This is a genomic window from Candidatus Krumholzibacteriota bacterium (assembly GCA_016931295.1).
Taxonomy (GTDB): domain Bacteria; phylum Krumholzibacteriota; class Krumholzibacteriia; order Krumholzibacteriales; family Krumholzibacteriaceae; genus JAFGEZ01.
This window is the reverse complement of the sequence record JAFGEZ010000047.1, coordinates 68,863-94,917: the sequence shown is the minus strand read 5'-3', so window position 1 is coordinate 94,917 and position 26,055 is coordinate 68,863. Positions and strand designations below refer to the sequence as shown.

Here is a 26,055-nt window from a genome sequence, read left to right as displayed (position 1 = left end):
ACGGCGACGATATCCGACCTGCGGGCGGGGGGCCGATCGCGGCCCCCCGCCTTTTTCGTCTTTCGCGGTCGCCGCTGGCCCGCCCCTTGCACCAATGTGCTCCGTTTGGACGGCAAGGAGCACCGTGTACTTTTTCTATTACATCCCCGTGGGGCTCGACGTGGAGCGGCGTCGACAGACGTTCCTGACGTGGTTCCTCGCCGTCTTCTGCACAATCATCTATCTCGTAACCCGTTACGCCCCCGTCGGCTCGTGGTGGAACGTCTACAACCTCGTCTTCATTCCCCTGGATCCGTCGCCCGCCACCGCCGTGGCCCACCTCTTCGTCCATGCCGGCTGGTTTCACCTCGCCGGAAACATGGTTTACCTCCTGGTCTTCGGGCGCGCGGTCGAGGACCGGCTCGGCGCCGTCCCGTTCGTCCTCGTCTTCGCCCTCTCGGCCATGGCGGGCGCCTACACCCACGTCCTTTTCGGCCATCTCTTCTCGCCGGCGATGCTCGAATACGGGATCGTCGGCGCGTCGGGCGCGACCTCGGGGCTCCTCGGCGCCTTTCTCGTCCGGTTCTGGTACGGCCGGATCGACGTCGCCTGGTGGGTGTTCATGCCCCTCCAGGGCGTGAACCGCGCGGGGCGCAGCGGGGTGCCCGTCTTCGTGGCGATCGTCGTCTGGGCGGGTCTACAGGCCCTCCAGGCGGTGCTGCAGTTCGGGGAGGGGGGGCTGCGCGTCGCCTACGGCGTGCACGTGGGCGGTTTCGCCGCCGGCGCCCTGCTCGCCGTCCTCTTCGGGGCCGCCCGGGAGGCGCGCGTGGAGCGGATCCTCGTCAAGGCGCGCAGGCACGTCCGCCGCGCCGAGTGGTTCGCAGCGCGAGCGGAATTCGCCGATTACCTCGAACGGCGTCCGGGCGAGCCGGTTATCCATCTCGAGGCGGCCCGCGCGTCCGTCTGCGGCGGCGACGCGGGAGCGGTCCGCTACCACTACGTCGAAGCGATCCGCGCCGCGCTCCGGCGGCGGGAGCGGTCGGAAGCGGAGGACGCCTTCATCGAGGGGATGCGGCACATCGAGGGATTCAGCCTGGCCGAGCGACTCCACCTCGACCTCGCCTGCGGCATGGAGCGATCCCTGCGGTTCCGGGGCGCGATGATGGCGTACGCCAATTTCGTCGGGCGGTATCCCCGATCGGCGGAGACCCCCTTCGTCCTCCTCAGGATGGCCGGGCTCCTCGAACGGCGCGATGAAGATCCCGCCGGTGCGCTGCGATGCCTGCGGAGGATCGCCGACCGGTACCCCGACGATCCGTGGGTTGATTTCGCGGTTAAGGAGGCGCGGCGGATCGAGACGACCTGCGTCGTCCTCGGCCCCGGCCCGGAGGCGAAACATCTTGAAACCGGTTGAGGCTTCTGTTAGTTTCTGGCCGGAGATGCGGGGTGGTGCGGTGTGCAAAGTTCCGGGGAGACGTCTCTCGACGCGTTACGCTCCAGGGGGAGCCTCCGGGGGCTCGATGCGCTCGGCGACACCGAGCTCGTCGCCCTGATTCTCGGGCGTCAGCGGGGGCGCTCGGGGGGATCGATCGCGCAGGAGCTCGTCGACCGGTACGGTTCGATCGCGGCGCTCGGCCGGGCGGGACTGCGCGAGCTGATGGGCGTCGACGGTGTCGGGATCGCGGGGGCCCTGCGGCTCAAGGCCTCCTTCGAAGTGGGCAGGCGGTGCGTCATCGCCCGGCGGGAGCGGGCGATCAGGAAAGTCGGCTCGCCCGGGGACGTGGCCATGCTGATGGCCCCCGAGATGAGGGAACTCGACCGCGAGCATTTCAAGACCATCCTGCTCAACACGAAAAACGGCGTCATCGAGATCGCGACCGTGGCGGTCGGCTCCCTGAACGCGGCTCTCGTGCATCCGCGGGAGATGTTCAAGGCCGCGGTGGCCGCCAGCGCGGCGGGGTTCATACTCGTGCACAATCATCCGACCGGCAACCCCGAACCGAGCAGGGAGGACGCCGATCTCACCGTCCGCTTCGCGCGGTGCGGCGAACTGATGGGGATCGACCTCGTCGATCACGTCATCATCGGCGGAGCCGATTTCGTGAGCATGCGCGAACGGGGACTCGTGACCCTGTGATGTGAAAGGGGATTGCGTTGCTTGACCGGCTGTCCAACTATTTCTCGAACGACATCGCGATCGATCTCGGGACGGCGAACACGCTCGTCTACCTGAAGGGGAGCGGTATCGTCCTCAACGAGCCGTCGGTCGTCGCCGTCGACCAGAAGACAAGGAAGGTCTACGCGGTCGGGGCCGAGGCCAAGACGATGCTCGGCAAGACCCCGGATCATATCACCGCGATCCGTCCGATGAAGGACGGCGTGATCGCCGACTTCGAGATCACCGAGGTCATGCTCCGCGAGTTCATCAAGAAGTCGCAGAAGAAACGCTTCTTCATCCGGCCGCGCATCGTGGTCTCCGTGCCCAGCGGGATCACCGAGGTCGAGCGGCGGGCCGTCACCGATTCCTGCCAGAACGCGGGCGCCCGCCAGGTCTACCTCGTCGCCGAACCGATCGCCGCGGCGATCGGCGTCGGCCTGCCCGTCGACAAGCCGTCGGGGAACATGGTGATCGACATCGGCGGGGGCACCACGGAGATCGCCGTCATCGCCCTCAACGGGATCGTGACCGACATCTCGATCCGCATCGGCGGTGACGAGATGGACGAGGTGATCGTCCAGCACGTCAAGAAGGCGTACAACCTCCTGATCGGCGACCAGACGGCCGAACACGTCAAGATGGTGATCGGTTCGGCGACGAAGCTGAAGCAGGAGGAGGAGATGGAGATCAAGGGCAGGGATCTCGTCTCCGGTATTCCGAAGACCCTGCGCATATCGAGCGTGGAGATCCGCGAGGCCCTCGCAGAGCCGCTCAGCCAGATCACGGCCGCGGTCAAGACGGCGCTCGAGCAGACGCCGCCCGAGCTCGCCGCCGACATCGTCGACCGGGGAATCGTGATGATGGGAGGCGGATCGCTGCTTCGCGGCATCGACCGGCTCCTCAAGGAGGAGACGAACCTGCCGATCAACGTCGTCGAGGATCCGCTCACCTGCGTCGTGCTCGGCAGCGGCAGGATTCTCCAGAACCTGCACCAGTACGAGCGGATCATCATGAAGAACTCGCGGTTCTAGGCATGCAGCTGCGTTTCTTTCTCTTCGAACGACATCGCGACAAGACGGCGCTCGTCGTGGCGGTCGCGCTCTCGATCTTCCTGATGACGCGCGACGACGGGGGCAAGGCGGCAACGGCCCGGGCCTTCTCGGCGGTGCTCCTCGGACCCGCGGTGCGGGTCGGGGCGTACTTCGACTCGATGGAGGAACTGCGGTCGGAGAACCGCCGGCTCCGCGAGCTCGCGGCGAGCCTCTACCACGAGCGGGAGCGCCTCGTCCGCCAGGGACGCGAACGCGACCGTCTCCGCCGCCTGCTCGAGCTCCGCGAGAAATCGCCCTTCCGTTTCCTTCCCTGCGAGGTCATCGCCCACTCGTCGAGCCGCTTCCACCAGGCCGTCACCGTCGACCGCGGCGAGGCGGACGGCGCGCGCGCCGGGATGGCGGTTGTCGGCTATCGCGGTCTCGCGGGCCGCGTGACACAGACGTTCGAGAACACGTCGCGCGTCCTGCTGATCAACAACAAGGCGATCGCGGTGAGTTGCCGGGATCACCGGAGCGGCGTGGTCGGGATCCTCGAGTGGGAGCGGGGGAACCTCTTCCGGCTCGAATACGTCGGGCGGGAAGAGGACGTCGCCCCCGGCGACACCCTCCTGACGAGCGGTCTCGGCCGCCTGTTCCCCGAGGGCTTCCCCGTCGGGACCGTCTTCCAGGTGTCGACGGAGCCGGGCAACCTCTCGCGGCGGATCGGCGTGGTCAGCATGGCCGATCTGCACAAGCTCGAGGAGCTCTTCATCGTGGTCTCCGGCGAGGGATGGGACGCCGAGGCGGTCTTCGACGAACTGCAGCGCCGCGAGGGGGGGGGCGAAACGCCGTGAGATTCGCGAAGGCGGCGATCGCCGCGATCCTCGTGTTCCTTTTCCAGCTGATCGTCGTCGGGCGGTTCGCTGTCGCCGGCGCCGCGCCCGACATCATGACAATCCTCGTCGTGGTCCTTGTTCTCGACATGGACCCGGTCCTGGCCGTCGTCACGGGCTTCTTCCTCGGATTCCTGCAGGATCTCGGCAACGCCTCCTTTCTCGGAATGAACGCCCTCGCCAAGTGCCTCGTCGCGTGGGGCGTGGCCCGCACCGGCGGGGGGCTCGTGCCGGAGAGCGTCCCCTTCCGCGCCGCGCTCGTCTTCGCCGCCTCGATCGTGAACGACATCGTGGTTCTCGTCGTGACGACGGGGTTCGACGTGCCGCTGATCCTCGTCTCCTTTTTCCGGTATTCGCTGCTCTCCGCCCTCTACGCCGCGGCGGTCGGCGCCGTCGTCTTCGTGCTGCAGGGGGAGATCGCCGGAAGGATGGTGCGCGCCGGTGGACGCCGCTGACCGCCAGAGCGAGGGCGCCCTCAGGAGGCGGCTGATCCTTGCGGTCGTCGTCGTCGCCGCCGTCATGCTCGTTCTCGTCATCCGTCTCTTCCATCTACAGGTCGTCGCGCACGGGCACTACGCGAAGCTCGCCCTGACGAACCGCATCCAGCGGGAACGGGTCGTCGCGCCGCGCGGACTGATCCGCGCGCGGGACGGGACCAAGCTCGTCGTCAACGTTCCCGTCTACCAGATCAGCATTCTGCCCAACAAGCTCCGCGGGGCCGGGGAACGGCTCGGCATCGCCTGCCGGTGGCTCGGCATCGACGAGGTGAAACTCGACGCCGACCTGGCCGCCTGGCGGGAGCGGTACCGCGACGGCCGCGAAATGACGGTCGTCCAGGCGGCCGACAAGCGGCAGATCTCGGTGCTGATCGAGAACCGGAGCCTCTTCCCCTTCTTCCGGCTCGTGCTGAAGCACCGCCGGCAGTATCCCCAGGGGGAACTCGCCGTCCATCTTCTCGGCTATACGGGCGAGGTGGGAGACGACGACATGCGCCGGGCCTCCGCGCTGCAGCCCGGAGACATTATCGGCCGCACGGGTATCGAGCTGCAGTACGAGGCCGACCTCAGGGGCGTCGACGGCGTCAAGATCGTCGAGATAAGCGCGGAGGGGACGAAGATCGGGGAGATCGATCAGCACGAGAGCGGATTCGCCGGCGAGGGGGAGGCTCTCGGTTCACGGCCCCCCGTTCCGGGAAGCGACGTCTACCTGACGGTCGACATCGAACTGCAGCGGTCGATCGAGGAGATCTTCGACTGGGCGAAGGGATGCGTCGTCGCGATGGATCCGGAGAACGGCGAGGTGCTCGCCGCGGTGAGCCGCCCGGGCTACGATCCCAACATCTTCCTCGAGGGGGTGACGCGACGGCAGTGGCAGGATCTGTTCGGCAATCCCGACAATCCCCTGTTCAACAGGATCGTCCAGGCGGTCTATCCGCCGGGGTCGATCTTCAAGATCGTCACGGCCACCGCCGCGCTCGACGCCGGCGTCATAGGCCCGAGGGACCGCCTCGCGCCGTGCTGGGGCGTCTACCGGTTCGGCAACCGCGATTTCCGTTGCTGGAAGGCCGAGGGGCACGGCTCGCTCGCCCTGTCCGCCGCGATCGAGCAGTCCTGCGACATCTTTTTCTACCAGATCGGCGAGATGCTCACGGCAGACCGGTTCCACGAGGCGGGCGAGCTCTTCGGCCTCGGCCGCCGGACGGGGATCGATCTTCCCTCGGAAGCGCGCGGCCTGTTGCCAAGCAAGGCCTACTACGACAAGCGGTTCGGGCGGGGCAGGTGGACGAAGGGCCACCTGCTGAACATCTCGATCGGCCAGGGAGACCTCCTCGTCACGCCGGTGCAGATCTGCGTCCTCGCCGCGGTCGTCGCGAACGGGGGATTCCGCGTCACGCCCCACCTCGTCCGGGAGATCCGGAGCCCCGACGGACGATCCGCCGGTAGCCGGCCAGAGTCGCCCGTCCCCGTGCGCGGCCTCGACCGCTCGACACTGGCCCTTCTCCGGCGGTCGATGGAGGCCGTGGTCCACGGCGAGCACGGAACGGCGCGCGGGGCCCGCGTTGCCGGCGTCCGGGTCGCCGGCAAGACGGGCACGTGCCAGAATCCGCACGGCGAGGACCACGCCCTCTTCGTCGCCTACGCCCCCGCCGACGATCCCGAGATCGTCCTCGTGATCGTCATGGAGAACGCGGGGCACGGCGGCGCGATGGCCGCGCCGATCGCGGGACGGATTCTTTCCTCCCGTTTCCTCGGCGTCGCCTCGGGGCCGGCGCGCGCCGCCGCGTCTTCAAACGGCGAGGTGACGAGATGAAACGGGAATTCGACTGGTTGATTTTCGTGTCCGCGCTCATGCTCATCGGGATGGGCCTGCTGACGCTCTACTCCGTCGGCCACGTGCCCGCAGAACTGAGCGAGACGGTGCCCGAGGCGGAGGGCGCCTGGTTCCACCGGCAACTCGTCTGGGCGCTGATCGGCATCTCCGTGATGGCGGTCGCCGTCTTCATCCCCTGCAGGTACTACGAGACGCTGGCCGTCCTCCTCTACGGCGCCTGTCTCGCGCTCCTCGTCATCGTCCTCGTCATCCCCGCGCGGGGAGCGTCCCGCTGGATCGCGATCGGTCCCTTCGGTCTGCAGCCGAGCGAGTTCATGAAGCCGGCCCTCGTCTTCCTGCTCGCGCGGTTTCTCGCCGAGAAGCGCAAGGATCCCAACCGCCTGCGCGTTCTCGCGGCGACGCTGCTGATCACCGCCATCCCCTTCCTCCTCGTCAAGCGCCAGCCCGATCTGGGCACGGCGCTCGTCTTCCCGGCGATCCTCCTGCCGATACTCTACTGGCGCGGTCTCGACGGGGGAGTGCTCGCCTTCTTCGTCACGCCCGTCGTGAGCGCCTTCCTCGTGATCTACAGCGAATGGTCGATCGGCGAGGGATATCCCTTTCTGCTCCTTCTCTTCTTCCTCTTCATCCTGATCCTCGCATACGCCGGGCGCCGTCGGCTCTTCCAGAGCATCATGCTCGTCGGTGTGAACCTCGCCGTCATGCTCACCGTCCCGGGCGTCTGGAGCCGCCTGCACGTCTATCAGCAGAAGCGCGTTCTCGCCTTTCTCCGCCCGGAATCCGATATCCTCGGAGCCGGGTGGCAGGTGTACCAGTCGAAGGTCTCGATCGGCTCGGGAGGATTCGCCGGCAAGCAGTACCTGCACGGCACGCAGAAGCTGCTCGCATTCCTCCCGGAGCGTCATTCCGATTTCGTCTTCTCCGTTCTCGCCGAGGAGCTCGGCTTCATCGGCGCGATGATCATCCTCGTCCTCTTCACGATCATCATCGTCCGCGGCCTGTTCCTCGCCGCGAAGATGAAGAGCCGGTTCGCGTCGCTCGTGGCGATCGGCATCTGTTCCTATTTCGCGTTTCATGTTATCGTGAACGTCGGCATGGCGATCGGGCTGGCGCCGGTGACCGGACTGCCCCTGCCGTTCATGAGCTACGGGGGAAGCTCGATGCTCGTGAGCTGCTTTTTCGTCGGGGTGCTGCTCGACATGTCGATCAGGTTCTACGAGTACTGAGGAGGAGTCGCGCATGGAGCGGGGTGTCGACCGGTTGCTCTCTCTCGCCGGCAACGACGGGTTCGAATGCGAGGTCTACGCCGAGCGCGTCCGGCGGTTCCAGGTGGAGGTGTTCCGCGGCGAGGTGGAATCGGTCGACCGGTCCGTCGACGAGGGTTTCGCCCTGCGCCTCGTCCGGCATGGGCGGGTCGGCGCCGCGTTCACGACCGCCACGGGCGCCGACGGTCTTTTCGCGGTCTACGCCGAGGCGCGGGGAAACGTTCGCGCCGCCTCGCCGGTCGACGCGGACGTGCTCGCCGATTTCCGCGAAGCGCCGGCCCGCGCCGGGCTCTTCCCTCGTTTGCCGGGGGAAAAGGATGCGCGGATCGCGCTCGACGGGGTTCGCGAGATGGAAGCCGCCTGCTACGGGACGGACGACCGCGTCGAGAACACCGAGGGAGCCCTGTACGCCGAGGAGGTCGAGGAGGTCCTCGTCGCCGGTACGCGCGGGTTTCTTTGCCGCGAGACGCGGGGGATGTGCTCCTGCTCGATCGCGGCGGTCGCGCGGACGGGCGGGGAGACGCGCACCGGCTGGCATCACGGGCAGGCGCATCATCCGTCGGACCTCGATTTCGCCGGTATCGGACGGGAGGCGGCCGTCAAATCCGTCGATCTGCTCGGTTCGCGCCCGGTCGCCACGAAACGGTGCGGCGTCGTCCTCGACGCCCCCGCGGCCGCCGATATCGTCGGTCTCCTCGAGCAGGCGCTCTCCGCCGAATCGGTCGTCCGCGGGATGAGCGTCCTCGCCGGCATGCTCGGCGGGCGGATCGCCCCCGCCGGCGTCTCCGTCGTCGACGATCCCTTCCTGCCGGGGGGCTGCTACAACGCCTCCTTCGACGCGGAGGGGCTTCCGAAGAACCGCGCCGTCCTCGTTCGCGACGGCGTTCTCGAACAGTATCTCCACACCGCCTATTCGGCCAATCGGATGGGCGTCGAGGCCACGGGAAACGCCGTGCGCGCCTCCTGGAAGAGCCTGCCCGTCCCGGGGCCGGCGAACCTCTGCCTCGAACCGGGCGGCGCGACGCTGCAGGACCTCCTGGCAGCGGCCGGAGAGGGGATATTCGTCAGGGACATCATGGGCATGCACACGGCCGATCCGATATCGGGGGATTTCTCGGTGGGCATCAACGGCCGCCTGATCCGCGGCGGCGCCTTCGCCGGACCGGTCAGCGAGATGACGCTGAGCGGCAACCTGTCGAAGCTGCTCGCCGGCATTCGCGGCGTGGGCCGGGAGCGGACGTTCATCGGCCCGTACGGCGCGCCGCCGCTCTTCGTCGAAGGATTGACCGTCAGCGGAACGTGAGGAGAATCAGATGCACCCGGTACTCGTCGAACTCGGCCCGTTGAAGATCTATTCCTACGGATTCATGCTCGCGCTGAGTTTCCTCGTGGGGATCTGGCTCGCCGCGCGGCGCGCCGACAGGCGCGGACCGGGCGGGGACCTGATCTACGACCTGAGCATCATCCTCGTCCTCGGCGCGGTGATCGGCTCGCGCGGTCTCTATATTCTCACCCACCGGGACAACTACCACAGCATTCTCGACATCATCGCCCTCTGGCAGGGAGGCGCCACCTATTACGGCGGACTCGTCCTCGCCGTCGCGGGGGCCGTCGTCTTCCTTTGGCGCAAGAACATCTCCTTCATGCTGATCGCCGATATCTGCGCTCCATCGATTGCCCTCGGGGTCTTCTTCACGCGGATCGGCTGCTTTCTCTCCGGTTGCTGCTTCGGGCACCCGACCAGTTGCCCCGCGGGCATGGTCTTCCCGGCCGGATCGCCGGCCGGCTGGATGTTTCCGGGGATCCACATCCACCCGACGCAGCTCTACTCCTCCCTGTACGGCATCGCGATCTTCGCCCTCCTTCTCCTCGTCGAGCGATGGAAGCGCTTCGACGGTTTCGTCTTCTCCTTTCTCTGCATCTTCTACGGCATCGCCCGGTTCGTCGTCGATTTCTTCCGGTGGTACGAGGACTCGGCGATGGTCGGCGGCGGGCTGACGTTCAACCAGGTGATCAGCATCGGTCTCGTCGCGGCGGGCGGGATTCTCCTCGCCGTGCTGGGCAGGCGGAAAGGCCGAAGCTGACCGGACGGCATGCGGGGTGCGGTGGTGCGGGGTCTCATCTCCATTCTTCTCGAACAGCTTCTGCCGTCCGTCTGCCTCTCCTGCAAAACGACGCTCGATGAGAATCCGTGCTTTGTCGCGGAGATCCCGCCCGGCTGGCCGCCGGAGACGATCGATTTCCTCGGCGCCGACCTGCGCGTCGCCCTTTTCGGCGGGGTGGAGCTCCCCGCCCGCGTGCTCTGCGCCTCCTGTTTCTTCCGCCTCGAGTTGGCGGCCCCCGGAGCGGAAAGGGTCATCGCGCCCTTCCAGACCAACCAGCTCCTGCTCGAGACGGTCCGTTTCCTGAAATTCTCCGGCGGACGCGCCGCCGTTCCCTCGCTCGCCTGGTGGATGGCGAACGCGCTGGCTTCGCGGGCGGGGCGCGAAACGGTCCTCGTCAACGTGCCCCTTCATCCGCGCAGGAAGCGGGACCGCGGATTCGACCAGGCGGAGCTCCTCGCTCGCGACGTGGGCCGCCGCCTCGGTTTGCCGGCGCCGCGAGGCGTCCTCCGGCGCGTCCGCCATACGCGCGGGCAGCGCCTCCTCGATCGCCGGGAACGGGAAGGGAACGTGAGCGGGGCCTTTCGTCTCGAGCGGCCGGAGGCGGTGGCGGGGCGCGACGCCGTGCTCGTCGACGATCTCGTCACCTCGGGCGCGACCGCGAGGGCTTGCCTGGCCGCTCTCGCCGAAGCCGGCCCTCGCTCGACGAGGGTGCTCGCGGCGGGGACGGCCGGCGCCCCGGAGGGGCTTATTTGATTTGACATGCAAGGTCGCGGGTGCTAGAAATATCCAGGACCGTGCGGGGCAGCTTCGCGCGGATCGCCCGATATCTGACACGGGAGGGCCCGGAAAGAAGCGATTTCCCGGTGTTCTTCGCCGCTCGGCAATCCAATCAACGACAAACAGGGAGGACGACGTGCTCGTCACGAACAAGGAACTTCTCGACGCCGCCCGGGCGGGAGGATACGCGGTCGGGGCCTTCAACATCAACAACATGGAATTCGTCCAGGCGATCACCGACGCGGCGATGACGCTGCAGAGTCCCGCCATCCTCGCCGTCTCGCAGGGGGCGCTCGCGTACGCCGGATTCGAGAATCTCGTCGAGCTCGCCCGGACGGCCGCGGAGGTCAGGAAGATCTCGATCTCGCTGCATCTCGATCACGGCCAGGACATGTCGATCATCGAGCGGTGCATCGAAGAGGGATTCACCTCGGTGATGATCGACGGCTCCCATCTGCCCTTCGACGAGAACGTCGCGGTCACCCGGAAGGTCGTCGAGAAGGCGCGTCCGAGGGGGGTGTCGGTGGAGGGCGAACTCGGCCGTCTCGCCGGCATCGAGGACAACATCTCGGTCAGCGAGCAGGAAGCGCGGTTCACCGACCCCGACGAGGCGGCCGCGTTCGTCGAGAAGACGGGCGTCGATTCGCTCGCCGTTGCCGTCGGAACGAGCCACGGGGCGTACAAGTTCAAGGGCGAGGCGAAGCTCGCGCTCGACCGGCTCTCCGAGATCGTCGCCCGCGTGCCGGTTCCGATCGTGCTGCACGGCGCGTCCGGCGTGGATCCTGCGCACGTGGCCCTCGCCAACGAGTACGGGGCCGAACTCGCCGGGACGCGCGGCGTGCCCGACGAGGCGATCGTGGACGCGGTCCGGCGGGGTGTCTGCAAGGTCAACATCGATACCGACATGCGTATCGCGTTCACCGCGTTCGTCCGCCAGACGCTCGGCAAGCAGCCCGCGGTCTTCGATCCGAGGAAGATCCTCGGGCCGGCGCGCGAGGCCATCAAGAACGTCGTTATGCACAAGATGAAGCTGTTCGGCAGCGAGGGCAGGACGCCCTCCGCCTGACGGGGCAATCGCCACAAAAGGAGGAGACGATGGCGATCAACGTCGCGATCAACGGTTTCGGGAGGATCGGGCGGCTCGTGTTCCGCGGCGCGCTCGCTGCGCGCGGCATCAACGTCGTCGCGATCAACGACCTGACCGACGCCGACACGCTCGGCCACCTGCTCAAGTACGATTCCGTCCACGGGCGATTCCCGGGATCGGTCACCGTCCTGAAATCGGGGTACATCAAGGCGACCTCCGGCGGGCAGACGGCGAAGGTGAAGGTCCTCGCCGAACGCGATCCCGCGATGCTTCCCTGGAAGGAGCTCGAGGTCGACGTCGTCATCGAATCGACGGGGCTCTTCCGCAAGCGCAAGGACGCCGGCAAGCACATCGCTGCAGGAGCCAGGAAGGTGATCATCTCCGCCCCCTCGGGCGACGCGGACATCATGATCGTGATGGGGGTCAACAGCAACCTGTACCGCAAGGGCAAGCATCACATCATCTCCACCGCCTCCTGCACGACGAACTGCCTCGCGCCGGTCGCGAAGATCCTGAACGACGCCTTCGGCATCGCGAACGGCCTGATGACGACGATCCACGCCTACACGAACGACCAGATGATCCTCGACGCGCCGCACAAGGACCTCCGCCGCGCCCGGGCCGCCGCCGTTTCGATGATCCCGACGACGACGGGGGCCGCCAAGGCGACGGGCGTCGTCCTGCCCAAGCTCGCCGGCAAGCTCGACGGCATGGCGGTCCGCGTGCCCACGGCCGACGGCTCGCTCGTCGATCTCACCGTGACGCTCCGGAAGAAGACGACGATCGGGGAGATCAACGCGGCGATGCGCACGGCGGCCGCCGGCCCCCTGAAGGGCATCCTCGAGTACACCGAGGATCCGATCGTCTCCTGCGACATCATCGGCAACCACCACTCGTCGATCTTCGACGCCCGGGCGACGATGATGATCACGCCGACCGTCTTCAAGGTCCTCTCGTGGTACGACAACGAGTGCGGCTACGCGATGCGGATGGTCGACATGATGAAGCTCCTCATGAAGTGACGGGGATGGGGAGAAAGGAACGGTTGTGAGGAAAAAGACTGTCAGGGACCTGCCCCTCGCCGGCCGCCGGATACTGATGCGCGTCGATTTCAACGTTCCCCTCACGAAGGAGGGGGACATCGCGGACGACACGCGCATCAGGGCGGCGCTGCCCACGATCGAATACGCGGCGGGGCAGGGGGCCTCGATCGTGCTCCTCTCGCATCTCGGAAGGCCGAAGGGGAAGCGCGATCCGAAGTACAGCCTGCGGGTCGTGGCCTACCGCCTCGGCGAGCTCACCGAGCATCCGGTCCGTTTCGTCGACGATTGCGTCGGCCAGGCGGCCGAGGAGGCCGCCGGATCGCTGGATCCCGGGGAGATCCTCCTGCTCGAGAACGTCCGGTTCCACGAGGAAGAGACGAGGAACGATCCCGCTTTCGCCGCCCGTCTCGCGTCGCTCGGCGATCTCTACGTCGACGACGCGTTCGGAACGGCCCACCGGGCGCACGCGTCCACCGAGGGCGTCACCGGTTATTTCGACGATCGCGTCGCCGGGCTCCTCATGGAGAAGGAGCTCGAGATGCTCGGCGGTCTCCTCCAGGAGCCGGGCCGGCCGTTCGTCGCCGTGCTCGGCGGGGCGAAGGTGTCGACCAAGATCGGCCTGATCCGCAACCTGCTCGATCGTGTCGACCGGATCCTGATCGGGGGAGGGATGGCCTTCACCTTCTTCCGCGCGGCCGGGTTGGGAATCGGGGATTCCCTCGTCGACGAGGAGTGTCTCGGCACGGCGAAGGAGCTGCTCGAGCAGGCAGGCCGCGGTGACCGCAAGCGGATCTTCCTGCCGGTGGACTGCCTCGTCGCGCGAGAGATCGAGGAGGGGGCGGAGACCCGGACCGTTTCCACCGGCGATCTCCCCGACGGCTGGGTTGGCGTCGACATCGGCGACAAGACTGTCGAGGTCTTCCGGGCCGAGCTCGAACGGGCCAGGACGGTCTTCTGGAACGGGCCGATGGGGATCTTCGAGATACCGGGCTTCGACGCCGGGACGCGGCGCATCGCGCGCATCGTGGCCGAACTGACCGGCGGCGGCGCGACGACGGTCGTCGGCGGCGGCGACAGCGTCGCCGCGCTGAACAGGCTGCATCTGACCGACCGGATAACGCACGTTTCGACGGGAGGCGGCGCGTCCCTCGAGCTTCTCGAGGGAAAGAGCCTTCCCGGGGTCGCCGCACTCGACGATCCGGACTGAAGACGGACGAAAGGCGTGTCAAGCGGCGGCCGGATCCCGGCGGGGTCCGGCCGCCGTGCCGAACGACGGCAAGCGAAAGGGGACGCGGACATGGGCAGGATCATCGTCGCCGGCAACTGGAAGATGCACAAGACGCACGAGGAGGGACGCCTACTCGCCGAGGCGATCGTCCACGGGACGGAAAAAGCTCCGCCGGCGTGCGAGATCGTTCTCATCCCGCCCTTTACGGCGATCCCGGCCGTTTGCGGCGTCACCGGGGGGACGACGGTGCGATGCGGAGCGCAGAACCTCTGGCATGAGCCCGCCGGGGCCTTCACCGGGGAGATATCCGGCGCGATGCTCGTCGCCCTCGGCTGCGAATACGTGCTCGTGGGGCACTCGGAACGGCGGCACGTGATCGGCGAGGAGGACTCCCTGCTCCAGCTGAAGCTCGTCGCGGCGCTCGAGGCGGGCCTGCAACCGATCCTCTGCGTGGGGGAGACGCTCGAGCAGCGCGAGGCGGGGCGGGCCCGGGAGATCGTCGCCGCGCAGGCGACCGCCGCCCTCGGGGAACTCAACCGCCCGGCCGCGTCGCGCGTACTGCTCGCCTACGAACCGGTCTGGGCCATCGGGACGGGGAAGACCGCGACGCCGGAAGACGCGGCCGATATGCACGGGTACCTGCGCTCGGTCGTCGGCGATCTCTTCGATGCCGTGGTCGCCGAGGCGATGCCGATCCTCTACGGCGGAAGCGTGAAGCCCTCGAACGCCGCGACCCTTCTCGGCCGGCCGGGGATCGACGGGGCCCTCGTGGGGGGCGCCGCCCTCGATGCCGCTTCATTTCTCGGCATCGTCGCGGCGGCCCCGGAGAGCAGATAACTCCCGGGATACGAACGAGTTGAGGGGAAACACAAAGCGTTTGACTTGGCCGCGGCCATGTATTAGACTATAGTTTCGAAAAGGTTGGTGCGTATATGCTGTTCAACGTGTTCGTTACATTTCACGTCGTTACCTGCTTCCTGCTCATCGTCGTCGTGCTGATGCAGTCGAGCAAGGGTGGCGGGCTCTCCGGCGCGTTCGGCGGAGGCGGCGGCCAGGCGATGATGGGCGGCCGGGAGGCGGCGACCTTCCTCTCGAAGGCGACGACCTGGCTGGCGATCGTCTTCATGGTCACGTCCCTGACGCTCGCCTTCCTGTCCGCCGACCAGGGCGGCAACGAGCAGGAGAGCGCCCTCAGGCGCGCCGCCCAGCGACAGCAGATCAACACGATCGTTCCCGAGGAGCAGAAGGACATCGACGACGTCCTCGGCAACGTCCCGGAGCCGGCGGGCGACGAGGACGAGTCCGGGGAGGGCGGCGAGACGCGCCAGCCCGACGGCGGCGAATAGGGACGCGATCGATTCGTGCCGAGATGGTGGAACTGGTAGACACGCTACTTTGAGGGGGTAGTGGGAGAAATCCTGTGCGGGTTCGAGTCCCGCTCTCGGCATTAGATTCCCGGGGCCGAAGGGCCCCGCTTTTTTTTGCCCCGGCGCCGGATCGGCATGGACGGCCCGCCGGCCACTATTCGCTTTACACGGGAGTCGGCGTTGGGTACCCTCACCGCTGTTCGATGTCAAGGAGGTCGGGATTGGGCTGGAACGCATATATCGAGGCGCACGTCGATCTGCTGACGGTGGCGGCCCTCGTCATCGCTCTTCTCTCGCTCGCGGCCGCGATCGTGCTCCTCGGCCAGGTGCGGCGACTCCGTCGACCCTACCGGAGCATGGCGGCGCTCTGCGAGAAGAAGGGCGCGGAGAAGGCGCTCGAGGAGCTCCTCAAGGGCGTCGACGAGAATCGCGCCCTTCTCGGCGAGCAGTCCGGGCGGCTCGCCGGCATCGCCGCGCGGCTCGAGGGCTCGTTCAGCGGCGCCGGCCTCGTGAAATACAACGCTTTCGAGGACGTCGGCGGCAACCAGAGCTATTCGCTCTGCCTGCTGACCGGGGAGCGGAACGGCGTGATCCTCACGAACCTCGTCGGCAGGAACGCGACGAGGGGCTACGCGCTCGACGTCTCCGGAGGGACGCCCTCGCGCGACCTGAGCGACGAGGAACGGACGGCGCTCGAGACCGCCACGAAGGCGGTCGGCGGCTGACGGGGCCGGCGCCGCGGCATGGAAAACGACGAGGGCGGAAGCCGGCGATGCGGCGTCCGCCCTCGTTTTGTCTCCGCCAGTCGGCCGCGGGTTACCTGATGATCGACTTGATCCCGCCCCAGCTCGATTCCTCGGTGCCCACGCCCAGCGGGCAGCAGGTCGAGGTCAAACCCATGTACTGGAAGGGGAGGTTGTCTGGCCAGCAGGTCCCGGTGATCATCCCCGTGTCGGGGTGCGGAAGGATCATGATCGGCACGTTCGACATCGTCCCGCCGAAATCCTCGCAGACATCGAGAGCGAAGAGATGCAGGGTGGCGAGGAGATTGTATCCCGGCGTGAATCCGTCGAGTGGCGGCCAGTAGGTGATGGCGACGCCCGAGAGCGGATCGCCGAGATTCAGCGAGCCCTCGGGAATCTCCATCCCGGAAAAACCGATCATCGGCGAGCCGATGGCGAGCTGGAACTCGACGGCGGTGAGATAGCATCCCGTGTTGTGGGCGTAGACGTACGCGTCGAACATGACGCCGGGCGATGCCGGGCTGTAGTGCATCTGGTACGGATCGTACGTGAAATAGACGCCCATCGTCGGCGCCGCGAGAAGACCGGCCGGTACCAGCATGATCAGTGCGACGATGCAGCAGCGTTTCATTGGTTCCCCCTTGTTCGGTCGAATCACGATGCAGCGGAAAGCAAACGGTCGCAAAAAGGAGCCGTGCGTCATCACCTCCCCGCGCGCGTGTCGTCGTGGTCGTCTGCCGTTTGAGATATTCGAAGGATTGTTCCCCTGGAGCAGCATCGAACAGTATACACCAACGCGCCGGCGGCGTCAAGGCGCATTTCGATTCAATCATTTGTGGAGAAAAGGGTTACGGAATGTTCAACGTGGGCGGTGCTCGTCTGAGTAGCGTTCGAGGATGCGCCGCTCCGTCTCGGTGAGATTCTCCCATCCCTTTTCCGATATCTTGTCGAGGATCGAGTCCACCTTCGCCGCATCGTCGTTCGCCGCCCCGTCAGGGGGGGATTCGTCGCCGAAGCGCACGCTGATCGGGATGCGCCGCCAGAGGCGGCCGAGACGGTTCCAGAGGCGGAAGGAACGGTGGTCTCCGCGGAGGACGAGCAGCCCCGCGGCCATTCCCCCGAGATGCGCGAAGTGGGCGATGCCGTCGCCGCCGGTGATGCCGTTCAGGAATTCGATCCCGGCGATCACGATGACGAAGGTGCGCGCCCGCACGGGAAAGAGCCCCCAGACGTAGATCTCGTTGTAGGGAAAGAGGACCGCGTAGGCGAGGAGGATGCCGTACCCGGCTCCCGACGCGCCGATGACGGTCGTCCGGTAGGAGAAGAGGAACGAGGCCGCGGCAGCGCCGAGGCCGCAGAGCAGGTAGTACCGGAGAAAGCGGGCGTTCCCCCAGACCGCCTCGAGCTGGCGGCCGAACATGTAGATGATGAACATGTTCAGGGCGAGGTGGAAGAAGCCCCCGTGGAGGAACATGTAGGTGACGACCTGCCAGATCCAGCCGCGGTGGACGACCAGCCACGGCGTGAGGCCGAAGACGTCGCCGAATCGAGTCCGGATGAGGACGATCTGCAGGATGAAGACGATGACGTTGATCGCCACGAGGGTCAGAACGGCGCTTCCCGTCACGTTGTCGAGGAAACTGCCGCCGGGTTTCCGGTATCCGCGTCGTCCGTACATGCCAGGCCTTTCCGGTGCGTGTGCAGTCATCACATGATAATCGATCGGGCCCCGCCGGGCAACCGGCGAATGCGGTAAAAAAAGGGAGTCGACTCCGGCCAATCCGCTGTGGTATCGTCGTATGGAGGTGATGCACGGTGAAAGGGATCCTGGTATCGCTCTTCGCGCTCCTCTTCCTCGCCGGCGCCGCCGAGGCGGCGTTCTGGAATGTCTACCCGGACGGTTCGGGCGTGTGCCCGACGATCCAGTCGGCGCTCGATTCGGCTGCCGCCTCCGGCGATTTCATCTCCATCGAGGGCGGGGTCTACCACGAGGAGAACCTTTCCGTCGCGGGCAAGGACGTCTTCCTCTCCTTCAACGGCGGGAACGTCTACGTGACCGCGCCGACACCCGGGAGCGGCACGGGGATCACGATCGCGGGCGCCTCGCCGGCGTTCAATCTCTTCGGCATCTCCTTCGTCGGCTTCGCGACGGGCGTGGCGATCGAGGACGGCTCGCCGGCCGTCTCCTACGCGAACATCAGGGAATGCGGCACGGGGATCGCCGTCTCGGGGGCCTCCTCCGCTCCCGATCTCTCCTTCAATTTCATCGACTCCTGCGCCGTCGGCATCGAGGCGGCGGGGGGGATGCTCGTCGATGTGGGCAACCACACGATCGTCGATTGCGAAACCGGCGTCCGCGTCGCCGGCGCCGCGGCCGTCGTCCAGCGAAGCATCGTCTACGGGTGCGACACGGGGATCGACCTGGCATCCGGCACGGTCGCGATCGACTGCAGCGATTTCTGGATGAACGGCGTCGATGCCGCCGGCGTCTCCCTGCCGCCGACGAACATCCACGAACTGCCCCGTTTCTGTTTCGTCGCCTATCCGCAAGCCCCGTTCTTCCTGCACGTCGATTCTCCCTGCTGGAGCGCCAACAACGATTGCGGCGTGAACATGGGGGCCTTTACCGTCACCTGGGGGTGCGAGGGGACCGCCGTCCGCGAGACGACCTGGAGCGGAATCAAGTCGCTCTATCGCTGAACATGCCGCGATCGGGAGGACGTCACGTGACAACGATGAATCCGGCGGCCATCGTCGCCCTGCTGTTCGCCGTGTCGGCGGCGGCCTGCGGCGTCGCGCACGGAGGTGAGACGACGGTGAACACCGTTTTTTCGAACGCAGTGATCCATACCCTCGACGAAGACAGGCCGCCCGCGGCGGCGATCGCCTTCGGGGACGGACGCATCATCGCCGTCGGTTCCACGGACGAGGTTCTCGCCGCCGCCGGCCCGGGCGCCCGGACGGTCGATCTGGGAGGCGCGACGGTCATCCCCGGCCTCGTCGATGCGCACGCGCATTTCCTCGGCTACGCGAAGAGCCGGGCGTGGATCGATCTCGTCGGCACGGGTTCGCCGGAGGATGTCGTCGGCCTCGTCGCCGGGCGCGCTGCGTTTGGATCGGGATGGATCGCCGGCAGGGGATGGGACCAGAACGACTGGGACGATCCCGTCTACCCCGGGCGGGGCGACCTCGACGCGGTCGCGCCGGACTGGCCGGTCTATCTCTCGCGCGTCTGCGGGCACGCCGCGTGGGTGAACGGCGCCGCCCTCGCGGCGGCGGGCGTCACCGCGGAAACGCCCGATCCAACTGGGGGAAAAATCCTCCGGGACGCCGGGGGCGAGCCGACGGGCATCCTGCTCGACACGGCGATGGAGCTCGTCTCGTCGATCATGCCGCCGCCCACGCGAAACGAGGAGCGGGCGCTTCTCCGGGACGCGGCGAGGCGCTGTCTCGCCGCCGGGCTGACGGGCGTCCACGAGATGGGCGTGAGCGCGGCGACGATCAAGCTCTACCGCGAGATGTACGATGCGGGCGAATTGCCGATCAGACTCACGCTCTACGTCGATTGCGAGGAGCCGGGGCTCGATTCGATCCTCGCCGCCGGGCCCCTGCGCGGCCATGCCGGCGGCATGCTCGATGTCGTCGGGGTCAAGTTCTTCGCGGACGGCTCGCTCGGGGCCAGGAGCGCGGCCCTTCTCGAGGATTACCACGACGATCCGGGCAACCGGGGCATACTCGTCGTCGATTTGGACACGCTCGCCGATCGCCTCGCCGCATGCCACCGGCACGGCTTCCAGGCGGCCGTCCACGCGATCGGCGACCGGGCGAACCGCGTCGTGCTCGACGCGATCGAGCGGATTTCCGGGGAATCGCCCGCGCCGGACCGCCGCCACCGGATCGAGCACGCGCAGGTCGTTTCCGAAGCCGACATTTTGCGGTTCGCGGCGCTCGGCGTCGTGCCGTCGATGCAGTTCACCCACTGCACGTCCGACATGTCGTGGGCGCCGGATCGGCTCGGAGCGGACCGGCTCGCGGGGGCGTACGCCTGGCGGCGCCTGCTCGACGCCGGGTGCCGGATCCCCGGCGGCTCGGATTTTCCCGTGGAGTCGATCGATCCCCTGCTCGGCATCCACGCCGCGGTCACGCGCGCCGGCGTGGACGGCGAGCCGGCCGGCGGCTGGTTCCCCGATCAGCGGCTCGATGCCGGGGAGGCGGTGCGCTCCTTCACCGCCGACGCGGCGTGGGCGGCGCACCAGGAGGGAAACCGGGGCGTTCTCGCCGCCGGCATGTTCGCCGATCTCACCGTCCTATCGGCGGACGTCATGACCGTCGATCCCGCGACGATCCCCGAGATCGAGGTGCTCATGACCGTCGTCGGCGGCCGGATCGCCTATTCGCGGAAGGGCTTCAGCGCGATTCCCTGATCCTGATCCGTCCGTCCTGCCCGCTGATCCTGATCTGTCCGTTCCCATCGCCGAGCGTGCCGGACACGCGGTGCCGCCGCCTGTTCGTTTCCGTTTCCCCGGGAAGAAAGATCCGGATCAATCCGTCGTCGACGTCGACGGTGTAGACGGCGGAGAATCCCGGCGGCAGCGCGAGATCCACGTCACCGTCGTCCGTGTCGATCGAGTAGTCGACGCCGTCGACGGGCAGCAGCGCCAGGTCGATGTCGCCGTCGCCGGTCTCGATGCGGAGCCGGCGCGCGGCGGTGTCGCGGAGCCTGATTTCGCCGTCATCCGTGTCGATGCGGAAATCCCCCTCCGAGCGACTGATGTGCACATCGCCGTCCTCGACGCGTATCGCGCAGGATGCGGTCACGGCTCCGTCGACCGAGACGTCGCCGTCGTCCGCCGTCACGTCGAGATCTCCCTCGTGGCGCTCGATGTCGAGGCTGCCGTCGCCGAGCTCGATTGTCGTCTCTTCGGCCTTCACGTCGCGCAGGCGAACGTCGCCGTTGTCGAGCGATAGGTCGATCCGCGCCCGCCACCCCTCGATATCGACGTCGCCGTCGTCCCCGTCGAGATCGAGCGAGGTGCCGGCCGGCGCGTGTATCGTGTAGGTGTACTCGTGCGTGCGCTGCAGGCGGAAGCCGAAGAAGCCCCCGGTGCGCCGTTCCTCGATCACTTCCACCTCGTTCCCGTCATGGCGGAACTCGACGCGGAACCGGGATTCGTCGCCGACCCCCAGCGAACTGTACTCGGCGCGGTAGCGGACGGTCACCTCGATCTCGTTTCGTTCCCACGGGCGGATCGTGACGTCCCCGTCGCCGTGCAAGAGGCGCAGCCGGGCATCGGGTTCGACGGGAAACGTCTCGTGGTAGTTTTTCCTCACCATCTCTCCCGCAACCGCGGTTTCCGCCAAGAGGAGGGCGGCCGCCGCGACGAGAACATATCCATATCTCTTCATGTCGTCACCTCCATGTCGGATATACGGAACGGGCGCTCTTCTGTTGCAGGGCCCGCTACGGGCGGTCGACGGTCGCCTCGTCGACGATGTCGGGAAGCGGCCGTCCGGCGCGGGCGAGCAGCAGGCGTCGCGCCTTCTCCCGGGGCGTTCCCCCGCCGGGGAGGAAGGAGGCCTTCCTGACGAGCTCATCCGAGAGGAGGATCGCGATTCCCGGATAGGCGATCGACGGGTCGATCGACGCGGCGGCGACGATCGAGGCGGCGTCGAGAGCGGTCATGCCCGGCACGGCGGAGCGGAGCTGGACCGCGGCCGCCTCGGAGGTGTACGAGCCCCCGTGCAGCCGCATCGTGACGACCAGGACGGCCAGCGCCCGGATGCGGTCCTCGTAGAACGACCGCCGCAGCGCGTCGTCGTCGGAGGCGTCGACGAGATCCTGGACGACGTGGTCGACGAAGGCCATTCTGGCGAGGCGCGATGCGAAGAGGATCCCGAGCGGCGATGCGGTGCGGCAGAGCTCCCGGTCGTAGTCCCTGGCGTTCGCGGAGACGCGGAAGAGGGCGATGCGGAGCGCCGCGGCATCCCCGTCGGTCGACGTTGGATCGAGGAAAACGACGGGGAGGTGTCCGGACACGGGGCAGGCTGCTTCCAGCGCGGCGACGGGCGGCGGGACGGCGGGCGGCGCCAGGAAGGGATCCGCACCGACCGCGTGCGGCGGTTTCGCCTGCACGATACGGACGGCGGGAACGTTTCCCCCCGGCCCGGCTCCCGCGTCGATCGCGGCGAGGATCTCCGCCGGATCGTGACGGCGGCCGCCGGCTTCTCCGGCGCTCCTGCGCACGGCGAGCCAGCGGCTGTTGTACCGGCGGATGCTCTTCTCCGCGTCCGCCGCGGCGGCGACCGGGTCGATGACGAGCCCTTCGTCGTAACGGAGCACCCGCGCGAAATTCTCGGCGCCGATGATGAGGCCGCCCCGCGCTTCGCTCCGCAGCGGTCCGTCGACGAATCGCCGGAACGAGACGACGGCTGCCCGCGCGGCGTCGAGATCGGGCGCCCGCGCGCCCCATCGCGCCTCGCATCGCGAGGCGAGCGCGTCGAACCTCCCGATCAATCCGTCGAGCCTGGCCGCGGCGAGGTCGACGTGGAGGAGGGGGGGATTCACGATCCGTTCGGCGGCGTTTTCGAGGAGACGCGGAAGTTGCGAGATGCGAGCTGCATAGGCCTCCGCCTCTCCCTCGCGGGGGGGCGCGGACCGGTAGGGGATCCCCTCGAGCGCCTCCTCGGCCATCCAGCAGTAGAGGACCGGTCCGCGCCGGTCGGCGCCGAGCTCGCGAAGGGAGAAGAGCTGGCCCTGCGCCCAGACGGCGGCCCGGGCGACGTCGGTTCGCCTCTCCGCGCCGAGGATCGCCGACGAGAGGGAATCGACGAGCGCGAGCAGGGAATCGAGGCCCGCCGCCGCGTCCGCCACGCACCGCTCGTCGAAGGTGAAGAGCAGCGAGTCGGCGCCGGCGAAACCGAGCCGGGAGGCGCGCAGGGGATGAATCCGTTCGTAGAGTCGCAACGTCAGGCTCTCGATCCGGATGAAGGGGTCGGGCCCCGTCTCCGGCGGCGCTCCGCATCCGCCCGCGCAGAAGAAAAGCGCAAGCGAGCACGCCACGAACCTCGTCTTTTGCCCGTTCATGATCGCCTTTCCGGGAATATCCCTCTCCCCGTCGGTTATACTCCCCGCCGCGGGAGGGAGGCAAAGGGATTTTCCCGGAAGGCACTTGAGGACGCCGGCGCCTTCCGGTACAATACCGCCGACACGGGAAAGGCGCCCATGAAGAAAGCCACGCATACGCGCTCGAAGCCTCTCGTCGGCAACCGGTTCGCCGTCGGCGTCATCGCCGTCCTGTTCGCGGCCAGCGCCGCCGGGTGGATCCTGACCGAGCTCGTGCCGCCCGACGTGCCGACGGCGCGCGACGCCTACGTCGATCGCTGGGGAAAGCGCGCCGTCGACGCGGTTTTGTTCCTGCGGCTGCACGATCCCTTCCATTCCCCGTGGTACCGCGGCGTGCTCGGCCTCTTCCTCGTCACGACATCTCTCTGCGTGGCGACACGGTGGCCGGGCATCCTCCGGCGATCCTTCCGTCTCGACGCGCCCGCATCGCTGCCGCGGGGGCCGCACCGGTTGACGGTTCCCTGGAAGCGCCCGGGGGGGGACGAGCGGGACATCGTCGAGCACCATCGACGGCGGTTCGGCGCCGCGGAACGTCTCGACGAGGTGGCGGTCGGGGCGGCAGCGGAACGACTCGCCCGGCACCTGCGGTCCCGCGGATGGCGCGTGGCGATGCGCGCCGACACGGATTCCGTCCTGTTCGCCGCGCAAACGGGGCGGTTTCGGAGCGTCGGCACCCTCCTCTTCCACCTCGGGCTCCTTCTCGTCACCGTCGGCGCGGTCGTGACGAGCGTCGGCGGCAGAACGGAGATCCTGTACGGCCGGCCCGGCGATGCGCTGCCGCTGCAGGGGGACGACAGGCAGTTGCTCGTTCGCGATTTCGACATCCTGCGGGGGCCGTCGGGCGAGCTGCTCGACTACGTCTCGGTCATCTCCGTGATCGACGCGGGCGGTGACACGGTGCGCACCGCCACGGTCGAGGTCAACAAGCCCTTCTCCGTCGGTCCGTGGGAGGTCTTCCAGAGCTCCTGGTTCATCGACGAGGACGTGTTCGAGCAGGCGATCGTCGAATGGCGAAGCGCCTCGGCCCCGCCCCGGAGGATCCGCCTCCGCCCGGGCGAGGAAGTTGCCATCGACGGCCTCGTTCTTCGGGCACGCCGCTTTCTTCCCGACTTCCGCACCGGTCCCGGCGGGGCGTGGTCGGCGAGCGGCTCCATGGAGAACCCGGCGCTCCTCGTCGAATTCGGCGACAGCGCCAGGACGGAACGGGGATGGCTCTTTCTCCGGTACCCCGCCGCTGACAAGCGGTTCGCGCGGCCGGGGACGCTCGCCTTCATCGACGTCGAGCCCGTCTACGTGACCGGCCTGCAGGTGAGCCGCGATCCGGGGAGCGCCCCGGTCCTGGCGGGCGTCATCATCGCGACGCTCGGCCTCGGCATGATGTACTCGACGACGCGGCGTTCGCTTCTGGGCGCCGTCGAACCGGAGGCGCTCGTGATCGCCGAGGCGGGGGGCGGGTGGCGGTCGAGTCTCGACGACGAGATCGGGCTTCTCGCCGCGGCGGCCGTCGGCGGAGTCGCGCCGATACCGAAAACGGGAGACGACCGATGAGCGGCACACCGGACGTACAGCTCTTCTGGATCTCTTTCTGGCTCTTCCTGGGATCCACCGCCGTCTTCTCGCTGTTTCTCGGGTTCGGGCGGCGGGCGCTCGGCCGCCTGGGCGCGGCGCTCTTCATCGGCGGATTCCTCTTCCTGACGGCGGGCTACGCGACGCGATGGGTTCTCGCCGGGCATCCTCCCTTCTCGAACATGTACGAATACGCCCTGACGATGTCCTGGACCGTCGCTTTCGCCTTCATCGTCATCATCCGCCGTTTCGGCAATCTCGAGGCGGGGGTGATCGTCGCGCCGGTCATCGTGATGGTGATGGTCGTCGCGTCGATGCTGCCGAAGGAGATATCGCGGCAGTTGATGCCCGCGCTGCAGAGCTACTGGTTCTACATACACGTCTCGCTTGCCGCCGTCGCCGAGGGCGCGTTCCTGACGGCGGCGGGCGGCGGGATCTTCTGGCTCGTCCGCCGCGGGCGGACGCGCGATCTCGTCGAGGAGATCATCTCCCGCTCGATCCGGATCGGCTATCCGCTCTTCACCGTGGGGGCCCTCTTCGCCGGCATGATCTGGGCGAAGAACGCGTGGGGGCGGTTCTGGAGCTGGGATCCGAAGGAGACCGGCGCGCTCGTCATCTGGCTCTTCTACACCATGCTCCTGCACCAGAACATGCGCGGGCGCTGGTTCGGCCGCACCCTCGCCGTCCTTGCGATCGTCGGATTCGTCATCATTCTGCTCTCGTTTCTCGGCAACCTGTTCCTCGGCGGACTCCACGCGTACATCTAGGAGCGCGGCCGACGGAAGGAGACGACATGTCGGTGAAGAAGCTGATCGAGCAGCGTCGGGCCTATCGCGCGCTCGCCCCGGTCGACGTCGACGATTCGCTCGTGCGCGACCTCGCGACGTGCGCGTCCCTGGCTCCCTCCTGCTTCAACAAGCAGCCGTGGCGATTCCGGTTCGTGACCGGCGGCGAGACGCTCGACCGCCTCTTCGACGCCCTCTCTCCGGGAAACGAATGGGCCAGGCGCGCGTCGATGATCGTCGCCGTCTATTCGAAGGACGAGCTCGACTGCCTGGTGAAGGGGCGGGAGTACTACCTGTTCGATACGGGGCTCTCGGTCTCCTTCCTCGTTCTCCGGGCGACGGAACTCGGCCTCGTGGCGCATCCGATCGCCGGATTCGACGAGGAGGAAGTGGCGCGGGCGCTCGAAATCCCGCCGGGCATGACGGTGATCACGCTGATCGTCGTCGGGCGCCACGACCCGGAAGCCACGGACCTGCTCGGCGAGAAGCAGATCGAGGCAGAGCGAGAGCGGCCGCCGCGGCTCTCCTTCGGGGAGTTCGCCGGCCACGACCGCTGAGGGACGGAACAAAGAGA

General features: G+C 67.6%; 25 protein-coding genes and 1 tRNA gene. 22 read left to right on the top strand and 4 right to left on the bottom strand.

Annotated elements, in window-relative coordinates; translation table 11 throughout:
* The first annotated feature begins 124 nt into the window (after positions 1 to 124).
* The 17 genes from JW876_12030 to JW876_11950 all read left to right on the top strand — a co-directional run bounded on the left by JW876_12030 (position 125) and on the right by JW876_11950 (position 15,989).
* Entirely contained in the window at positions 125 to 1,393 is a 1,269-nt protein-coding gene (locus JW876_12030; GenBank protein ID MBN1886235.1) for a rhomboid family intramembrane serine protease, read from the top strand.
* A 42-nt stretch (positions 1,394 to 1,435) separates the two neighbouring features.
* The gene (gene radC / locus JW876_12025; protein MBN1886234.1) at positions 1,436 to 2,116 is read left to right on the top strand and encodes a DNA repair protein RadC; all 681 of its coding nucleotides are present in this window, start codon (positions 1,436 to 1,438) and stop codon (positions 2,114 to 2,116) included.
* 17 nt (positions 2,117 to 2,133) lie between these two features.
* Positions 2,134 to 3,168: a rod shape-determining protein gene (locus JW876_12020; GenBank protein MBN1886233.1), complete on the top strand. Its 1,035-nt coding sequence runs from the start codon at positions 2,134 to 2,136 to the stop codon at positions 3,166 to 3,168.
* A 2-nt stretch (positions 3,169 to 3,170) separates the two neighbouring features.
* Positions 3,171 to 4,022: a rod shape-determining protein MreC gene (gene mreC, locus JW876_12015; GenBank protein ID MBN1886232.1), complete on the top strand. Its 852-nt coding sequence runs from the start codon at positions 3,171 to 3,173 to the stop codon at positions 4,020 to 4,022.
* The gene (mreD, locus tag JW876_12010; GenBank protein ID MBN1886231.1) at positions 4,019 to 4,516 is read left to right on the top strand and encodes a rod shape-determining protein MreD; all 498 of its coding nucleotides are present in this window, start codon (positions 4,019 to 4,021) and stop codon (positions 4,514 to 4,516) included. Before mreC ends, mreD begins: the two co-directional genes overlap by 4 nt.
* The gene (gene mrdA, locus JW876_12005) at positions 4,503 to 6,371 is read left to right on the top strand and encodes a penicillin-binding protein 2 (protein MBN1886230.1); all 1,869 of its coding nucleotides are present in this window, start codon (positions 4,503 to 4,505) and stop codon (positions 6,369 to 6,371) included. Before mreD ends, mrdA begins: the two co-directional genes overlap by 14 nt.
* On the top strand, positions 6,368 to 7,618 hold the full coding sequence (rodA, locus tag JW876_12000; protein MBN1886229.1) for a rod shape-determining protein RodA: 1,251 nt from the start codon (positions 6,368 to 6,370) through the stop codon (positions 7,616 to 7,618). Before mrdA ends, rodA begins: the two co-directional genes overlap by 4 nt.
* Before the next feature lie 13 nt (positions 7,619 to 7,631).
* Positions 7,632 to 8,960 carry a TldD/PmbA family protein gene (locus JW876_11995; protein ID MBN1886228.1) on the top strand — a complete coding sequence of 443 codons (1,329 nt, stop codon included), beginning with the start codon at positions 7,632 to 7,634 and terminating at the stop codon, positions 8,958 to 8,960.
* 10 nt (positions 8,961 to 8,970) lie between these two features.
* Positions 8,971 to 9,741: a prolipoprotein diacylglyceryl transferase gene (lgt, locus tag JW876_11990; GenBank protein MBN1886227.1), complete on the top strand. Its 771-nt coding sequence runs from the start codon at positions 8,971 to 8,973 to the stop codon at positions 9,739 to 9,741.
* Positions 9,742 to 9,762: 21 nt separating this feature from the next.
* Positions 9,763 to 10,515, top strand: coding sequence for a ComF family protein (locus JW876_11985; GenBank protein ID MBN1886226.1), 753 nt, complete (start codon positions 9,763 to 9,765; stop codon positions 10,513 to 10,515).
* 160 nt (positions 10,516 to 10,675) lie between these two features.
* Entirely contained in the window at positions 10,676 to 11,605 is a 930-nt protein-coding gene (gene fba, locus JW876_11980) for a class II fructose-1,6-bisphosphate aldolase (protein MBN1886225.1), read from the top strand.
* 29 nt (positions 11,606 to 11,634) lie between these two features.
* Positions 11,635 to 12,648, top strand: coding sequence for a type I glyceraldehyde-3-phosphate dehydrogenase (gene gap / locus JW876_11975; GenBank protein MBN1886224.1), 1,014 nt, complete (start codon positions 11,635 to 11,637; stop codon positions 12,646 to 12,648).
* Positions 12,649 to 12,673: 25 nt separating this feature from the next.
* Positions 12,674 to 13,876 carry a phosphoglycerate kinase gene (locus JW876_11970; GenBank protein ID MBN1886223.1) on the top strand — a complete coding sequence of 401 codons (1,203 nt, stop codon included), beginning with the start codon at positions 12,674 to 12,676 and terminating at the stop codon, positions 13,874 to 13,876.
* A 90-nt stretch (positions 13,877 to 13,966) separates the two neighbouring features.
* Positions 13,967 to 14,734 (top strand): triose-phosphate isomerase, encoded by a 768-nt coding sequence (locus JW876_11965; protein MBN1886222.1) that lies wholly within the window; start codon positions 13,967 to 13,969, stop codon positions 14,732 to 14,734.
* A gap of 95 nt (positions 14,735 to 14,829) precedes the next feature.
* Positions 14,830 to 15,243: a preprotein translocase subunit SecG gene (secG, locus tag JW876_11960; protein ID MBN1886221.1), complete on the top strand. Its 414-nt coding sequence runs from the start codon at positions 14,830 to 14,832 to the stop codon at positions 15,241 to 15,243.
* Positions 15,244 to 15,260: 17 nt separating this feature from the next.
* Positions 15,261 to 15,344: transfer RNA gene (locus JW876_11955), tRNA-Leu, on the top strand.
* Positions 15,345 to 15,485: 141 nt separating this feature from the next.
* Positions 15,486 to 15,989: a DUF4446 family protein gene (locus JW876_11950; protein ID MBN1886220.1), complete on the top strand. Its 504-nt coding sequence runs from the start codon at positions 15,486 to 15,488 to the stop codon at positions 15,987 to 15,989.
* 91 nt (positions 15,990 to 16,080) lie between these two features.
* On the opposite strand, the gene JW876_11945 is transcribed toward JW876_11950, so the two are convergent.
* The gene (locus JW876_11945) at positions 16,081 to 16,638 is read right to left on the bottom strand and encodes a hypothetical protein (GenBank protein ID MBN1886219.1); all 558 of its coding nucleotides are present in this window, start codon (positions 16,636 to 16,638) and stop codon (positions 16,081 to 16,083) included.
* Positions 16,639 to 16,866: 228 nt separating this feature from the next.
* Positions 16,867 to 17,685 carry a rhomboid family intramembrane serine protease gene (locus JW876_11940; protein MBN1886218.1) on the bottom strand — a complete coding sequence of 273 codons (819 nt, stop codon included), beginning with the start codon at positions 17,683 to 17,685 and terminating at the stop codon, positions 16,867 to 16,869.
* Between the two features lie 137 nt (positions 17,686 to 17,822).
* Here JW876_11940 and JW876_11935 point away from each other — a divergent pair, with 137 nt between their 5' ends.
* Together JW876_11935 and JW876_11930 are read left to right on the top strand one after the other, a co-directional pair.
* On the top strand, positions 17,823 to 18,707 hold the full coding sequence (locus tag JW876_11935) for a hypothetical protein (protein MBN1886217.1): 885 nt from the start codon (positions 17,823 to 17,825) through the stop codon (positions 18,705 to 18,707).
* A gap of 35 nt (positions 18,708 to 18,742) precedes the next feature.
* Complete coding sequence (locus JW876_11930; protein MBN1886216.1) at positions 18,743 to 20,431, top strand: amidohydrolase; 1,689 nt, start codon at positions 18,743 to 18,745, stop codon at positions 20,429 to 20,431.
* On the opposite strand, the gene JW876_11925 is transcribed toward JW876_11930, so the two are convergent.
* The gene (locus JW876_11925; GenBank protein MBN1886215.1) at positions 20,415 to 21,413 is read right to left on the bottom strand and encodes a DUF4097 family beta strand repeat protein; all 999 of its coding nucleotides are present in this window, start codon (positions 21,411 to 21,413) and stop codon (positions 20,415 to 20,417) included. The two genes, JW876_11930 and JW876_11925, sit on opposite strands and share 17 nt — an antisense overlap.
* Positions 21,414 to 21,468: 55 nt before the next feature.
* Complete coding sequence (locus JW876_11920; GenBank protein ID MBN1886214.1) at positions 21,469 to 23,091, bottom strand: DUF885 family protein; 1,623 nt, start codon at positions 23,089 to 23,091, stop codon at positions 21,469 to 21,471.
* Positions 23,092 to 23,229: 138 nt separating this feature from the next.
* On the opposite strand from JW876_11920, the gene JW876_11915 reads away from it, so the two are divergent.
* Genes JW876_11915 through JW876_11905 form a run of 3 tightly spaced genes read left to right on the top strand, consistent with a single transcriptional unit; the run spans position 23,230 to position 26,038 of the window.
* Positions 23,230 to 24,678, top strand: coding sequence for a cytochrome c biogenesis protein ResB (locus JW876_11915; GenBank protein ID MBN1886213.1), 1,449 nt, complete (start codon positions 23,230 to 23,232; stop codon positions 24,676 to 24,678).
* Complete coding sequence (gene ccsA / locus JW876_11910; protein ID MBN1886212.1) at positions 24,675 to 25,463, top strand: cytochrome c biogenesis protein CcsA; 789 nt, start codon at positions 24,675 to 24,677, stop codon at positions 25,461 to 25,463. The genes JW876_11915 and ccsA overlap by 4 nt, the downstream gene beginning before the upstream one ends.
* Before the next feature lie 26 nt (positions 25,464 to 25,489).
* Positions 25,490 to 26,038: a nitroreductase family protein gene (locus JW876_11905; protein ID MBN1886211.1), complete on the top strand. Its 549-nt coding sequence runs from the start codon at positions 25,490 to 25,492 to the stop codon at positions 26,036 to 26,038.
* Positions 26,039 to 26,055: the final 17 nt, after the last annotated feature.